This is a genomic window from Agrobacterium sp. D14 (assembly GCF_001526505.1).
Lineage (GTDB): Bacteria > Pseudomonadota > Alphaproteobacteria > Rhizobiales > Rhizobiaceae > Agrobacterium > Agrobacterium leguminum.
The window spans coordinates 166090-179221 of sequence record NZ_ASXX01000010.1 but is presented as its reverse complement, the minus strand read 5'-3'; the positions used below and the strand labels follow the sequence as shown (position 1 = coordinate 179221).

Genomic DNA, 13132 nt, shown 5'->3' with positions numbered 1-13132 from the left:
TCGATCCTGATTTGTTGCGAGTTCGGCACGGACCATACTATGCCTGATTGACGACGCAAGCCGGTCAGGCCTCATTTTCTCTCACTGTATTCGCAGCGGCGGGGGGCGCTTTCTTCAACGCTGGCGGAGCGTGGCTGGCGCTTCTCTGCCAGATGGTTGCGGACACGGTTGAGGATTTCCGAAAAGCTGATGAAGATCGGCAGGCTGGTCGCCGGTTCCACCGGTTCTAGGGAGATGCCCACACCGGTTATCGCCTCGTGTTCGTCCAGTGTGCGAACGATCAGCACGATGGAGCCGAGGCGCACGCGGTCGGCATAATCTGCCTTTCCGGCAAGGCGCGCTTCGATGAGTTCCGCGACGCTCATCGCCTGTTCGGCGGGCGAAAGCAGGCCGGGACCATAGGCTGCATCCAGCTCCTTCGCCGGACGGACGGGCGAGATCGCGAAGGTGCCGAAGAAATCGGCGTCGTCATCGGCAACCGGCAGGGCGCTCGCAAACAGCCGGTCGATCAGACGGGAATAGCCGGGTGCGATGAAGAGGTAGACGAGATCGTTCTCGCGCAGCCGCCCGGCATATTGGTAGCGGATCGATTTGCCGTCGCGCACCACCAGCGAAGGCATGGCCCAGCGCGGAATGCGCTCGCCCTGCATGATGGCGCTGCCCTTGGCGACCCGGTAGGAAATCAGCTCATGATTGGCGGTGCCTGGAAGGTCCACCTCCAGCTTGTCCACCTCACCCATGCGTGGCGGCACGATCAGCCCGAGCCTTGTCGCCACCGGCTTGATGGTCCAGCCCTGTACCAGCAGCGACACCAGCACGATGATGAAGGCGGCGTTGAAATAGATCTGCGCATCGTCAAGCCCGCCGAGAATGGGCATGATGGCGAGCAGGATGGAAACCGCGCCGCGCAGGCCCACCCAGGCGACGAAAGATGTTTCCTGCTGGGTATAGTTGAAGGGCATGAGGCTCAGCCACACCGCAAGCGGGCGGGCGACGAAGATCAGGAACAGCGCGAGCAGCACGGCCGGAATGGCGATTGCCGGAAACTGCGACGGGGTGGCGAGCAGGCCGAGCATCAGGAACATGATGATCTGGGCAAGCCAGGTCAGCCCCTCATGGAAACGGCGAATGGTTTCCTTGGCGAAAATCCGGCGGTTGCCGGCAACAATGCCTGCCACATAGACCGCCAGAAAACCGCTGCCGCCAATTGTGCCGGTGAAGGAAAAGACGAGCAGCGCCAGCGCCAGCACGAAGATGGGCGCAAGCCCCCGGTCGGCGGCGAAACGGTTGACGACGGTGGCGATCATGACGCCGCCGAGCAGGCCGAAAATGACTCCAAGGCCCATCTGCTCGATGAAAAGCAGCAGAAAGCCGCTATCGATGCCGGCCAGCCCCTGGCCCTTGGCGATGATTTCGACCAGGGCGATGGTGAGGAAGATCGCCATCGGATCGTTGGTGCCGGATTCGACTTCCAGCGTCGAGCGCACCTGATCGCGGATATGGATGCCGCCGATGCGCAGCAGGAAGAACACAGCTGCCGCGTCCGTGGAGGCGACGATGGCGCCAAGCAGCAGGCCTTCAAGCCATGAAAGCCCGAGCAGGAGGGCCGCCGCGCCGGCAAAAAAGACGGATGTGAGGATGACGCCGACTGTGGCGAGAGCGACGGCGGGTGCCGCCGAAAGCCGGAAGGACTGGATGGATGTGCCGAACCCGGAATCGAACAGGATGACGGCAAGCACCAGCGAGCCGAGCATATAGGCCAGCGGATTGTTGGTGAATTCGATGCCGAGGCCGTCCACACCGGCCCCAAGGCCGATCATCAGGAAAAGCAGCAGCAGCGGCGCGCCGAAGCGGAAGGCGATGAGGCTGGAAAAGGCGGCGACGAGAACGAGAACGGTTGCGACCAGCAACAGAAGATAAAATGATTCCACGTCCACCGCCTCATTCAAACCGCGTTGATAGACCGCAACCCGTGGCGCAATGAATGCTCTGCGCGTCTGCAGTCAATGCGCCACGGGTTGCGGTCTGTCAGCGCTGTTTCGGGTGGCGTTGAAAGGCGACGCAAGGCGGGGTGTATCGAATGATACGGCAGGGCCGAAGTGCATTGCGCACGACCGTTATCCCTGCATCTCTTGTCCGTTTCAAAATCGACCAGACAAAGGCAGGAAATTGAAAACTTGGAGGCACCTCATAGGAAAATCGAAATAAAAAATCCGGCGAGATTGCTCCCGCCGGACCTGCATCCATTAATGCGTCTTCGTTAGATGGTCTTCGCGAAGGCGACGGCCGTGTCCGACATGCGGTTGGAGAAGCCCCACTCGTTGTCGTACCAGGACAGGACGCGCACGAAATTGCCTTCCATGACCTTGGTCTGGTCGTTGGCGAAGATCGACGAATGGCTGTCGTGGTTGAAATCGCGGGAAACAAGCGGCTCGTCCGTGTAGCCGAGGATGCCCTTCAGCTTGCCGTTGGCGGCAGACTTGATCGCTTCGTTGATTTCCTCAACCGTGGTGGCGCGCTTGGCAATGAACTTGAAGTCCACGACCGAAACGTTCGGGGTCGGAACGCGGATCGACGTGCCGTCCAGCTTGCCCTTGAGGTGCGGCAGAACGAGGCCAACGGCCTTGGCAGCGCCTGTCGAGGTCGGGATCATGGACAGGGCTGCGGCGCGGGCGCGGTACAGGTCCTTGTGCATGGTGTCCAGCGTCGGCTGGTCGCCCGTGTAGGAGTGGATCGTCGTCATGAAGCCATGGTCGATGCCAACGACGTCATCAAGAACCTTCACGACCGGCACAAGGCAGTTGGTGGTGCAGGACGCGTTGGAAATGACCAGATGGTCCTTCGTCAGCTGGTCGTCGTTGACGCCGAAAACGACGGTGAGGTCAGCGCCGTCAGCCGGAGCCGAAACGATGACGCGCTTTGCGCCGGCCGTCAGGTGAGCGGCAGCCTTGTCGCGGGCGGTGAAGATGCCCGTGCATTCCAGGGCGATGTCAACGCCGAGTTCCTTGTGCGGCAGCGTTGCCGGATCGCGAACGGCCGTCACCTTGATCGGCTTGCCGCCGCCAACGATGATCGTGTCGCCTTCTACCTTCACATCGGCCGGGAACTTGCCGTGGATCGAATCGTAACGCAGCAGGTGGGCGTTGGTCTCAACCGGGCCGAGGTCGTTGATGGCAACGACTTCGATGTCGGTGCGGCCGGATTCGACGATGGCGCGCAGGACGTTGCGGCCGATGCGGCCGAAGCCGTTAATGGCAACTTTTACAGTCATTTACAGTCTCCCGAACAAGAATGGGCGTGGTCTTTGCTGAGTGGTGAGGGCTTGGGAAGCCCTCACGCAAGTTTTGCCTCGACTGCGGCGACAACGGCTTCCGCCGTGATGCCGAAGTGCTTGAAGAGATCCTTCGCCGGTGCGGACGCTCCAAAGGAGTGCATGCCGACGAATGCGCCGTCGGAGCCGATGAAATAATCCCAGCCCTGGCGGATGGCGGCTTCGACCGCGATCTTCACCGGAGCCTTGCCGATGATGGCGTTGCGATAGGTTTCCGGCTGTTCCTTGAAAAGCTCGAAGCAGGGAACGGAAACGACACGGACGGAAACGCCGTTGTCCTTCAACGTTGCGGCAGCCTTCAGCGCCACTTCGACTTCCGAACCGGATGCGAAGATCGAAACCTTGGCGTCGCTGGCGGAAACGAGTTCGTAAGCGCCGTAAGCAGACAGGTTCTTCTCTTCATATTCCTTGCGCGAGGGCGCAAGGTTCTGGCGGGTAAGGGCCAGCGCGGAAGGACGATGCTTCTGCTCGAGAGCCAGCTGCCAGCATTCCGCCGTTTCGGTTTCATCCGCCGGGCGGAAGACGAGCAGGTTCGGAATGGCGCGCAGGGCTGCGATCTGCTCCACCGGCTGGTGGGTCGGGCCGTCTTCGCCGACGCCGATGGAATCATGCGTCAGAACGTGAACGACACGGATGCCCATCAGCGCTGCAAGGCGGATCGACGGACGGCAATAATCCGAGAAGATCAGGAAGCCGCCGGCATAGGGGATGAGACCGCCATGGAGCGCGATGCCGTTCATCGCCGCCGCCATACCGTGCTCGCGGATGCCGTAATGCAGGTAACGGCCGGAGAAATCCGTCGGCGTGATGGACTTCATCTGGCTGGTCTTGGTGTTGTTGGACGGCGTCAGGTCAGCCGAACCGCCGATCATTTCCGGCAGGACGCCGTTGATGACTTCGAGCGAATCTTCCGAGGCCTTGCGGGTGGCGACCGTCGGGTTGTTCTCGATGATCTTCTTCTTGAAGGCATCGATGGCGCTGTCGAAATTGCCGGGCAGGTCGCCGGCGAAGCGGCGCTTGAATTCGGCCTTCTTGCCGGCTTCAGCGGCTTCAAGGCGGGCTTCCCAGTCCTGGCGGGTCTTGGTGGAGCGCAGGCCGGCGAGACGCCATGCATCCAGCACGTCTTCCGGAACGACGAAGGCTTCGGCTTCCCAGTTCAGGTGCTTGCGGGTGGCGGCGATTTCTTCGGCGCCGAGCGGGTTGCCGTGAACCTTGTGGGTGCCCTGCTTGTTGGGCGCGCCGAAGCCGATGACGGTCTTGCAGGCGATGAAGGTCGGGCGGTCGGATTTCTGCGCGGCTTCGATGGCGGCGGCAATCGCGTCCGGATCGTGGCCATCAACGCGGATGGTGTTCCAGTGAACGGCCTGGAAGCGGGCGATCTGGTCGGTGCTGTCGGAGAGGCCGACTTCGCCGTCGATGGTGATGTTGTTGTCATCCCAGAACAGAACGAGCTTGTTGAGCTTCAGGTGGCCGGCAAGCGCGATGGCTTCGTGGCTGATGCCTTCCATGAGGCAGCCGTCACCGCACAGGACATAGGTGAAGTGGCTCTGCAGGTCGGAGCCGAATTCCTCTTCAAGCTTGCGCTCGGCAATCGCCATGCCGACGGCGTTGGCGATGCCCTGGCCGAGCGGGCCGGTCGTGGTTTCAATGCCGGTCGCGTGGCCATATTCGGGGTGGCCGGCGGTCTTGGAACCGAACTGACGGAAACGCTTGATCTCGTCGATCGTCATGTCCTCGTAGCCCGTCAGATAGAGCAGCGAGTAAAGAAGCATCGAGCCATGACCTGCCGACAGCACGAAGCGGTCGCGATCCGCCCAGAGCGGCGCCTTGGGATCGAATTTCAGGTAACGGGTGAAGAGAACGGTGGCGACATCAGCGGCGCCCATCGGCAGACCGGGATGGCCTGAATTGGCCTTCTCCACTGCATCCATGGCAAGAAATCGGATCGCATTTGCCATCCGGTTGTGTTTGTCGCGAGAAATCATGGCTTTTCCGTCTGTTTCCGGGTGAAAGGAGATAGTTTTACGCAACTATCCAAAAAGCGGGTTGATCCATAGCAGGTGAGGCAGGCAAGTCAATAAATCCACGGGCGTTTGCGGTTCGCTGAGGGAGAAAAAATCGTTTAGAAAATCGGGCATCCTGACAAAATCCGTGCGATAGGCGCTGCCGCCTCTTCGTTCATCCACAGAGCAAAACGTCTCAATGCACTGGTTTGATTGACGGGATGGTAAATCGGGTAATAACCTCGTGATTGTTGAAAAGGCCTGAAACCGGACGATTCGGCCGGTGGCGTGCGAGTTGGAAAAAACGATGTCGGCTGACAAGACCGTACAATCTGCGCTGACGGAGCTGAATGCTGCCATCACAAATCTCGAAAATGCCATCGATATGCGTATCGAGCGGCAAAGGGAGACGGGCGAGATCGATAACGAGGTCAAGCGGGTCCATGTCGACCGCGCAAGGCTCGCGCATGAGTTGGATCAGGCCGAGTTTCGCGCCAATCGTCTTGAAGAAGTAAACCGCGAGGTTTCCCGCCGGCTGGTGACGGCGATGGAGACGATCCGCGCGGTGCTGGATCGATAGGAGCGGGCTCATGGCGCAAGTCACAGTTATGATCGACGGTAAGGCCTATCGCATGGCGTGCGAGGCGGGGCAGGAAGACCATCTGACTGATCTCGCAACGAGGTTCGACCGGTATGTCGGGCACCTCAAGAGCCAGTTCGGTGAAATCGGCGATCTTCGCCTGACCGTCATGGCGGGCATCATGGTGATGGACGAGCTTTCCGAACTCAATCGCAAGATCGAGAAGCTGGAAGGGGAGGTCGCATCCCTTTCCCACAACCGCGACGGCATGGCCGAGCACCGGGCGAAATCGGACGAGATGGTGGCGCTCGCCATCGGCGATCTGGCCGACCGCCTGAACGGGATCACCGAAAAACTGCTGGCGCGGCCGAAGCCCGCCGCGCATTGATGGCCTGAAGGGTTCTGAGGCGGCAAAATTTCGCGCGCTGCCCTCTGGCGGTTTTCTCCGATCCGTCCTATATCTTCTATGCGTTCTGCGCTTCCCGACAGGAACCACAATCCCTGGGGCCATACTCGATCCAAAGGGAGCTGTCCCTGGCCAGTCCCGTGGGGCTGGACACACGGTGCCCACCTACTTTTGTAGGCGCCCAGGATCGTAAATCTCCATCGGTCGCCGTGGATCGCGCTTGAAGTTTCGGATCAACCCCCGGTGCTTCCCTGTACCCTTGATATATTCGACAGTCATTTTTCATAACTGCCGGACGCGGCTTTTTTATATTGCCGTCATTGCAATGGCGGAACAATTCCCTATTATCCGGATTGGTATGTCTGTCATGCCCTTTAAAAAAGGGCGCTGCGGCCAAAACCGCGACGTGCCGTTCAACAGCCCAAAGAGCTAAACTTGTTTACTGAAATTATGATCGTGGTCCTGCTCACCGTATTGAACGGTGTGCTTGCCATGTCCGAGCTTGCCGTTGTCTCCTCCAGACCGGCGAGGCTCAAAGTGCTTGCCACACAAGGCAGCAAGGGCGCCACACTGGCGCTCAGCCTTTCCGAAAATCCCGGACGCTTTCTTTCCACGGTGCAGATCGGCATCACGCTGGTCGGCGTCCTTTCCGGCGCTTTTTCCGGTGCCACGCTCGGCGCGCGCTTCACCGCGTGGCTTCTGGAGCAGGGCGTTCCCGACCGTGCCGCCGATGCGCTCGGTGTCGGCTCGGTGGTCGTCGCCATCACCTATCTGTCGCTGATCGTCGGGGAACTGGTGCCCAAGCAGATTGCGCTGCGCGATCCCGAAAAGGTCGCCGCCCGCGTCGCCCCCACCATGATGCTGCTGTCCAAGGTCGGCGCGCCGCTGGTGTGGCTGCTCGACCGGTCGGGCAAGGCCGTTCTGGCGCTTCTCGGCCATAGCGGTGAATCCAACGCTTCGGTCACCGACGATGAAATCCGCACGGTTCTGGCCGAAGCCCACAGCGCCGGCGTGATCGAGACCGAGGAATCGGCGATGATCACCAGCGTCATGCGCCTTGCCGACCGCAATGCGCGCGGCCTGATGACACCGCGACGCGATGTGGAAGTGGTCGATATCGAAGACAGCGCGGAGGAAATCCGCGAGCAGCTTCGCCAGACGCAGCGTTCGCGCCTGCCGGTGCGCAACGGCGCTTCGGATGAAATTCTCGGCGTGCTTTTCGCCAAGGACGCTTTCGATGCGCTGGCTTCCGGCAAGGAACTCAACATTCGCGAGCTTCTGCGGGAAGTTCCGGTCGTATCGGATCTGACGAGCGCGGTGGACGTCATCCAGTCGCTGCGTCGCTCCACCGTACATATGGTGCTGGTCTACGACGAATACGGCCATTTCGAAGGTATCGTCAGCTCCGGCGACGTTCTGGAGGCCATCACCGGCGCTTTCCAGGAAGATAATGACGAGGAGCCGGCCATGGTCGAGCGCGAGGACGGTTCGTTTCTCGTCGCTGGCTGGATGCCCGCCGATGAGTTCGCCTATCGCATGGGTTTCCAGATCGACGAGGATGCCGAGTTCGAAACCGTTGCCGGTCTGGTTCTGGACGAGTTCCGCCGCCTGCCGGAACTGGGCGAACATGTCACCCGCAATGGCTGGCGTTTCGAGGTTATCGATCTCGATGGTCACCGCATCGACAAGGTTCTCGTGAGCCGGGCCGCCTGATGCCCGGTGACGTTGCCGAAAAAGCAAGGCTGCGCGGCGAAAGGCTCGCCGCGCGCGATGCGCTGACGCTGGCGGAGCGCCAGCAAAAGAGCCAGTCCATGACGGCCCATGGCGCTTCCGGCATCCCCTTTGCACCGGGCACCGTAATTTCCGGCTTTATGCCGATCCGCTCCGAGGCCGATACCCGGCCGCTGATGGAAGCGTTGCGGACAAGGGGCGGGCGTCTCGTCCTGCCCGTTGTGCTGGATCGTGAAACCATTGTCTTCCGCGCCTTTGAAACGGATACGCCGCTGGTGAAGACCGGCTTCGGCACGACCGGGCCGGGCGAGGATGCGGAGGTTCTCGATCCGGATATTCTGCTCGTGCCTCTTTCCGTCTTCGATGGCAAAGGTCAGCGGGTCGGTTATGGCGCGGGCCATTATGACCGCGCCATTGCGCGATTGCATGGCAAAGGTCGGTTTCCCATTCTCATCGGCGTCGCCTATGACTGTCAGGAAGTGCCGTCGGTACCGGCAGAACCCCACGATGTGCCGCTTCATGCCATTTTGACGGAGAGCGGCCTGCGCTGGTTTTCCGGCCAGCCGTTGATGTCTGATAATGGGCAAACGGCGCTTTAGCACTTTTTAAAAGACGGATTACCCGCTAGAGGGACGAAATCCAAAGAACATACGCAAAACGGGGCGGTGAATGAGACTTCTTTTTCTCGGAGATATGGTTGGCAAGACCGGACGCACGGCTGTCTGGGAGCGGTTGCCGGGGCTGATTTCCGACCTGAAGCTGGATTTCGTCATCGTCAACGGTGAAAACGCTGCCGGTGGTTTCGGTATCACCGAAGATATCTATCTCGAGACCATCAATGCCGGCGCCGATGTGGTGACGACCGGCAACCATGTCTGGGACCAGAAGGAAGCGGTTTCCTTCTGTGAGCGCCACGACCAGTTCCTGCGGCCCGCCAATTATCCGGATGGTACGCCGGGCAAGGGCTCGGGCATTTTTTATGCCCGCAACGGCGCGCGCATACTGGTTGCCAACATCATGGGCCGGGTCTTCATGCATCCGGAACTGGACGATCCCTTCAAGTCGGCGGAAAACATTCTTGCCGCCTGCCCGCTGAAGGAACAGGCCGACGCCATTATTTTCGATTTCCACGCGGAAGCGACCAGCGAAAAACAGTGTTTCGGCCATTTCGTCGATGGGCGCGCTAGTTTCGTTGTCGGCACCCACACCCATGTTCCGACCGCCGACGCGCAGATATTGAACGGTGGAACCGCCTACATGTCGGATGCCGGCATGTGCGGCGATTATGACAGCTCGCTTGGCATGGAGAAGGAAGAGCCGATCAACCGCTTCATTTCCAAAATGCCGAAGGGCCGTTTCGAGGCAGCGAGCGGACCGGCGACGATCTGCGGTGTCGGCGTTGAGATTTCCGACCGAACCGGACTGGCGGAAAAGATTGCGCCGCTGCGCATCGGGCCGCGGCTTTCGGAAACCCTGCCGTCCTTCTGGGTTTAATTTTCCCCGAAGCGTTCACAATGACGAGAGTGTGAGCCTTCCGTTGCTCTTGTAACTGGACGCTCGCCAAAACCTGTCCCATCCTCTCAGCTTCGCAAGTTCAGGGGAGTGGCATGATGCTGCGCGTGCTAATGCTTGCAATAACGGGGCTGATCGCCTGTTCGGGAGCGGCCTTCTCCCAGACGGCGAGCCGTCCTCCCGTCAGCCAGTGCCAGGCGATCGCCAGCAACATTCCGGGCGTCATGTTCGCGAGCTTCAATCCGCCGGGTGTTCAGCTGGCGCAGGCGACGGCGAAGGAAGAGGTGAAGATCAGCTTCATCGGCCATTCCACCTATCTCATCGAAAGCCCCGGCGGTGTGACCATCGCCACCGATTATAACGGCGTCTATCGTCCGCCCGTCACGCCGACGGTGGTGACGATGAACCGGGCGCATTCGACGCATTTTACCCTCAGTCCGGACCCGGCCATTCAATATGTGCTGCATGGCTGGAGCGATACGCCGGGAGAAAAGGCCGAGCACAAGGTTCTGGTGGGCGATGTCTATATCCGCAATGTCGCAACCGACATCCGCAACCGCTGGGGCGATTATGAGTCCTTCCAGGAGAACGGCAATTCCATCTTCATCTTCGAGGTTGCCGGGCTGTGCATCGGCCATCTCGGGCATCTGCATCATGAGTTGACGGATACGCATTATGCCGAGATCGGCCGTCTGGATGTGCTGATGGTGCCGGTGGATGGCGGGCTGACCATGGGTGCCGACAGCATGAGCCGGGTGGTCAAGCGTCTGCGCTCCGCGCTTATCCTGCCGATGCACCGCACCGGCCCGCCGCTGGAGCAGTTTCTGACGATGTTCGGCGAAAGTTTCCGCATTGCCTATGCGACCGATCCGGTGATCCGCGTTTCGATGAGGAACCTTCCCCGCCAGCCGCAGATACTGGTGCCGAAAGGCATGTAGCATGGCGACGGGTGGGGAAGGCCGGGGGGAGTGGTTTATCAGGCAAAGGTCAGGTGCTGACGGACGCCGACGTCAGGCGTCTTGTCATCCGACATGTTCGCCTTGGCGATTTCCCAGCCGAATTTCAGCGTGCTGTCCGTCGAAGCCCAGATATCGGCATCGTCGACATGCAACGCCAGCATGGTCAGTTGCGGGTCGCTTTTGCCATGTTCGTACCAGGCCGCCGTAACGGAGTTCCAATATTCGTCGATCTTGGTTTTATCGTCGCGCGCTTCGAGGATGCCTGAAAGGCAGGCGTGGTAGTCATGGTCCTTGCCCACCACGCAGAAATGCGCCCGGGAGCCGGATTTCAGCGATTTAACCAGATCGGTGTCTTTTTTGGAGAAAAACCAGATGGTGTTGGTCTTGGGGTCAGCATGAGGCGCCATGGGCTGCATGTGGTTGTGCAGTCCCTCCAGCCCGAGCATGCCGGCATGGACGGAATTGATCTCGTCCCAGAGCTGGCGGGCCGGTGCTTCTCGTGCTTCAGTCAGGCTGACCATATGTTTTCTCCTTCGGGTGTCATGCTGCGACGGAGGAAAAATGCCCTGTTCCGCCGCGTTCATGATCAGAACGAAGAGCGGATAAATCAGTTCCTTCTGTTGTTGCGGCAAGAGAAAGCGCTTGCGGGGTTGAATGGCGCGCCTATCGCACTTATAAGGCCCGCAATCTCCAAATTACGACAATCAGGTTTTCCATGGCTGGTCATTCACAGTTCAAGAACATCATGCACCGCAAGGGCAAGCAGGACTCCGTGCGGTCCAAAATGTTTTCCAAGCTTGCGCGCGAAATCACCGTTGCGGCAAAGACGGGCATGCCCGACCCGAACATGAACCCGCGCCTGCGTCTGGCAATCCAGAACGCCAAGGCCCAGTCCATGCCGAAGGACAATATCGAGCGTGCGATCAAGAAGGCCTCCGGCGCCGATGGCGAGAACTATGACGAAGTCCGTTACGAGGGTTACGGCCCGGGCGGCGTCGCCGTCATCGTCGAGGCCCTGACGGACAACCGCAACCGCACCGCCTCCAACGTTCGTTCCATCTTCACCAAGGCCGGTGGTGCGCTTGGCGAAACCGGTTCGGTCTCCTTCTCCTTCGACCGCGTCGGCGAAATCTCCTACAAGGCTGAAGTCGGCGATGCCGACAAGGTCATGGAAGCCGCCATCGAGGCCGGCGCCGACGACGTCGAATCTTCCGAAGATGGTCACACCATCATCTGCGGTTTCGAAGCGATGAACGAGGTTTCCAAGGCGCTGGAAGGCGTGCTGGGCGAAGCCGAGAGCGTCAAGGCCATCTGGAAGCCGCAGAACACGGTGCCGGTGGATGAAGAAAAGGCGCAGTCGCTGATGAAGCTCATCGACAATCTCGAAGACGATGACGACGTGCAGAACGTCTATTCCAACTTCGAAGTGTCCGAAGAAATTCTCGCCAAGCTTTCCGCCTGACGTCTCATATTTCAAAAAAAGCCCCGGTAGCGTCCGCTCCGGGGCTTTTTGTTTAGGCGGCCTTCTTTATGGAGGTCCGCACGTCGGCAAAAATCTCCACGGATCGCAGCCGCTTTTCGATGTCATGGATCGGCATGGAAACGATCAGCTCGTCCGCCTGCGTTTCCGCCAGGAAACCGTCGAGATGGCGCTGGATCGTCTCAGGCGAGCCCACGGCTGCGAAACGCAGCGTGTGTTCGACGGAGAAACGTTCCATCTCGTTCCAGTAATCGTCCATGCTGTGCACCGGCTTCGGAAACTGCGTGCGCACGTTGCGGCGCAGGTTGACGAATTGCTGCTGCGACGAGGTGAAGAGATGCTGCGCCTCCTCGTCCGTATCGGCGCCGACCCCCATCACACCCACCATCACATAGGGCTTGTCCAGCACTTCTGAGGGCTGGAAGCGCTCGCGATAGATATGGATCGCTTCCATCAGCATATCCGGCGCGAAATGCGAGGCGAAGGAATAGGGCAGGCCGAGGGCTGCGGCGAGATGTGCGCTATAGGTGCTGGAGCCGAGCAGCCAGATCGGCACGTTGGAATTCATGCCCGGTATGGCGAGAATGGCCTGATCCTGCTGCGGCGGGCCGAGGTAACGCTGGAGTTCGACGATATCGTGCGGGAAATTTTCCGCACCGGCATCGAGATTGCGGCGCAGCGCCCGTGCCGTGCGCATGTCGGTTCCGGGCGCACGGCCGAGACCGAGATCGACACGGTCGGGAAGCAGCGCCGCAAGCGTGCCGAACTGCTCGGCGATGACGAGCGGGGAATGGTTGGGCAGCATGATGCCGCCGGAACCGACGCGGATATGTTTCGTGGCCGCGCCCACATGGGCGATGACGAGCGATGTTGCCGCACTGGCAATGCCCGGCATGCCGTGGTGCTCCGCCAGCCAGATGCGGTTATAGCCGTGTTCTTCGGCCTTGATCGCCATTCGGCGGGAATTTTCAAGCGCCTCGCTGACGCTCTCGCCTTCGCCGATGGGCGAAAGGTCGAGAATGGAAAAGGGGATCATCCGACGCTCCTGCGAAATTGAAATCTTTGCTGCGGATGTAAGGCGCGTGTCCCGATTTACCAGTGAAGTCGCGCAGAATTGAAGGATGGTTCAA

General features: G+C 60.1%; 12 protein-coding genes and 1 other RNA gene. 8 read left to right on the top strand and 5 right to left on the bottom strand.

The genetic code is table 11. From position 1 onward, the window contains the following. Window positions 1–71: 71 nt before the first annotated feature. The 3 genes from L901_RS09215 to tkt all read right to left on the bottom strand — a co-directional run bounded on the left by L901_RS09215 (window position 72) and on the right by tkt (window position 5316). On the bottom strand, window positions 72–1931 hold the full coding sequence (locus L901_RS09215; RefSeq protein ID WP_059755868.1) for a potassium/proton antiporter: 1860 nt from the start codon (window positions 1929–1931) through the stop codon (window positions 72–74). A 329-nt stretch (window positions 1932–2260) separates the two neighbouring features. Next, complete coding sequence (gap, locus tag L901_RS09210) at window positions 2261–3271, bottom strand: type I glyceraldehyde-3-phosphate dehydrogenase (protein WP_059755800.1); 1011 nt, start codon at window positions 3269–3271, stop codon at window positions 2261–2263. Window positions 3272–3333: 62 nt separating this feature from the next. Continuing rightward, window positions 3334–5316, bottom strand: a complete 1983-nt coding sequence (gene tkt, locus L901_RS09205) for a transketolase (RefSeq protein WP_059755797.1) — start codon at window positions 5314–5316, stop codon at window positions 3334–3336. 325 nt (window positions 5317–5641) lie between these two features. On the opposite strand from tkt, the gene L901_RS09200 reads away from it, so the two are divergent. The 7 genes from L901_RS09200 to L901_RS09170 all read left to right on the top strand — a co-directional run bounded on the left by L901_RS09200 (window position 5642) and on the right by L901_RS09170 (window position 10501). Then, window positions 5642–5914, top strand: coding sequence for a DUF4164 domain-containing protein (locus tag L901_RS09200; RefSeq protein WP_035263131.1), 273 nt, complete (start codon window positions 5642–5644; stop codon window positions 5912–5914). 10 nt (window positions 5915–5924) lie between these two features. Further along, a complete protein-coding gene (locus tag L901_RS09195; protein ID WP_059755795.1) occupies window positions 5925–6302 on the top strand; it encodes a cell division protein ZapA in 378 nt (125 codons plus the stop codon). A gap of 79 nt (window positions 6303–6381) precedes the next feature. After that, a non-coding RNA gene (ssrS, locus tag L901_RS09190) (6S RNA) lies at window positions 6382–6540 on the top strand. Window positions 6541–6770: 230 nt separating this feature from the next. Beyond that, on the top strand, window positions 6771–8033 hold the full coding sequence (locus L901_RS09185; RefSeq protein WP_059755792.1) for a hemolysin family protein: 1263 nt from the start codon (window positions 6771–6773) through the stop codon (window positions 8031–8033). Continuing rightward, window positions 8033–8650, top strand: a complete 618-nt coding sequence (locus L901_RS09180) for a 5-formyltetrahydrofolate cyclo-ligase (RefSeq protein WP_059755789.1) — start codon at window positions 8033–8035, stop codon at window positions 8648–8650. The genes L901_RS09185 and L901_RS09180 overlap by 1 nt, the downstream gene beginning before the upstream one ends. Before the next feature lie 70 nt (window positions 8651–8720). Beyond that, window positions 8721–9545 (top strand): TIGR00282 family metallophosphoesterase, encoded by an 825-nt coding sequence (locus tag L901_RS09175; protein WP_003523211.1) that lies wholly within the window; start codon window positions 8721–8723, stop codon window positions 9543–9545. Window positions 9546–9658: 113 nt separating this feature from the next. Further along, window positions 9659–10501, top strand: coding sequence for an MBL fold metallo-hydrolase (locus L901_RS09170; protein ID WP_059755787.1), 843 nt, complete (start codon window positions 9659–9661; stop codon window positions 10499–10501). Window positions 10502–10539: 38 nt separating this feature from the next. Here the strand turns inward: L901_RS09170 and L901_RS09165 are convergent, their stop codons facing one another. Next, window positions 10540–11043, bottom strand: coding sequence for a pyridoxamine 5'-phosphate oxidase family protein (locus L901_RS09165; protein WP_031234299.1), 504 nt, complete (start codon window positions 11041–11043; stop codon window positions 10540–10542). Between the two features lie 194 nt (window positions 11044–11237). On the opposite strand from L901_RS09165, the gene L901_RS09160 reads away from it, so the two are divergent. Further along, window positions 11238–11984: a YebC/PmpR family DNA-binding transcriptional regulator gene (locus tag L901_RS09160; RefSeq protein WP_003523214.1), complete on the top strand. Its 747-nt coding sequence runs from the start codon at window positions 11238–11240 to the stop codon at window positions 11982–11984. Window positions 11985–12036: 52 nt separating this feature from the next. Here the strand turns inward: L901_RS09160 and L901_RS09155 are convergent, their stop codons facing one another. After that, complete coding sequence (locus tag L901_RS09155; protein WP_059755784.1) at window positions 12037–13038, bottom strand: LLM class flavin-dependent oxidoreductase; 1002 nt, start codon at window positions 13036–13038, stop codon at window positions 12037–12039. Window positions 13039–13132: the final 94 nt, after the last annotated feature.

Bases quoted from the DNA above. Each gene is read 5' to 3' on its own strand.
- L901_RS09155 (WP_059755784.1), bottom strand. From the start codon at position 13,038: ATGATCCCCTTTTCCATTCTCGACCTTTCGCCCATCGGCGAAGGCGAG.
- L901_RS09200 (WP_035263131.1), top strand. From the start codon at position 5,642: ATGTCGGCTGACAAGACCGTACAATCTGCGCTGACGGAGCTGAATGCT.
- L901_RS09180 (WP_059755789.1), top strand. From the start codon at position 8,033: ATGCCCGGTGACGTTGCCGAAAAAGCAAGGCTGCGCGGCGAAAGGCTC.
- L901_RS09160 (WP_003523214.1), top strand. From the start codon at position 11,238: ATGGCTGGTCATTCACAGTTCAAGAACATCATGCACCGCAAGGGCAAG.
- tkt (WP_059755797.1), bottom strand. From the start codon at position 5,316: ATGATTTCTCGCGACAAACACAACCGGATGGCAAATGCGATCCGATTT.
- L901_RS09195 (WP_059755795.1), top strand. From the start codon at position 5,925: ATGGCGCAAGTCACAGTTATGATCGACGGTAAGGCCTATCGCATGGCG.
- L901_RS09175 (WP_003523211.1), top strand. From the start codon at position 8,721: ATGAGACTTCTTTTTCTCGGAGATATGGTTGGCAAGACCGGACGCACG.
- gap (WP_059755800.1), bottom strand. From the start codon at position 3,271: ATGACTGTAAAAGTTGCCATTAACGGCTTCGGCCGCATCGGCCGCAAC.
- L901_RS09165 (WP_031234299.1), bottom strand. From the start codon at position 11,043: ATGGTCAGCCTGACTGAAGCACGAGAAGCACCGGCCCGCCAGCTCTGG.
- L901_RS09185 (WP_059755792.1), top strand. From the start codon at position 6,771: ATGATCGTGGTCCTGCTCACCGTATTGAACGGTGTGCTTGCCATGTCC.
- L901_RS09170 (WP_059755787.1), top strand. From the start codon at position 9,659: ATGATGCTGCGCGTGCTAATGCTTGCAATAACGGGGCTGATCGCCTGT.